A 989-nucleotide genomic window follows, 5' to 3' on the forward strand; every position below is an offset into this window, starting at 1 on the left:
GCCATTGGTCCCAGGTGAGGTTGTAGGCGGCGTAGCCGTTGTCGGCGGGGGCCTTGGCGCGGGGGGAGCCGGTGATGGTGACGGGGTCGCCCTGTTTGATCTGGCCGTAGAACCATTTGGCGTCCGCCATGGACAGGTGGACGCAGCCGTGCGAGCCGCGGGCGCTGCCGCTGCCCGGATACGGGTCACCGGTGGAGTAGTGCACATATGTGCCGGACTGGGTCAGGTGGACGTCCCAGGGCAGGGTCAGGTCGTAGTAGTTGGGACTGCCCTTGTCACAGCTGATCCCGACACTGCAGGAGGTCATGTGGACCTTGGCCTCCTTGTCGATGACGGCCATCGTGCCGTTCCACGTCGGGTACTGGGCACTGCCCGCGTTGATCGACAGGGTGCGCAGCACCTTCCCGCCACGGCTCACCTTCATCGTGTGACCGGTCACCGAGACGTCCGCGCGTACGTCGTCGCCGATGGTGAAGGTGTGCGTGTAGCCGCGCACGCCGTAGCGGCCGTTGCCGTTGCCGACCCCCGTCATCTCGGCATCCACGCGTACCTTCGTGCCCGAGGGCCAGTACGTCCGGGGCCGCCAGTCGGCACGCTTGTCACCGAACCAGTGCCAGGCCCCGGCCACCGGCTGCGAGGCACTGACCCTCAGATGCTTCTCCACCGCGGCCCGCGCCTTGACGGCCACCGGATCGGTGAAGACGACCGAGATCGGCATGGCCACACCGACCGTGGCACCCGACTGCGGGGTGATCGTGTCCAGCAGCATCGGCGGACCCGCCGGCCTCGTCGGCGAGGCAGAGGCACTGACGCTCGGCTTGACCGGCGCCTTCGCGTCGTCCGTACGCGTTTTGTCGCCGCCACCCCCGCCACAGGCACTCGCACCCACCAGCACCGCACCGGTGACCAGTGCGATCCCTATGCCGCCCTTGCGCCGTCCCACGACCCGCCCCACTCTCTCGCTCCCACGGCCCAGCCGGGCCCGACTC

General features: G+C 69.0%; 1 protein-coding gene. It reads right to left on the bottom strand.

Features of this window, described 5'->3' with window-relative positions; all coding sequences use genetic code 11:
• Positions 1 to 943 (bottom strand): L,D-transpeptidase (locus IE277_RS46710; protein WP_189960215.1); only part of this gene is annotated, 943 nt, incomplete at its 3' end.
• Positions 944 to 989: the final 46 nt, after the last annotated feature.

Source organism: Streptomyces alanosinicus, from assembly GCF_014650595.1.
Classification (GTDB): domain Bacteria; phylum Actinomycetota; class Actinomycetes; order Streptomycetales; family Streptomycetaceae; genus Streptomyces; species Streptomyces alanosinicus.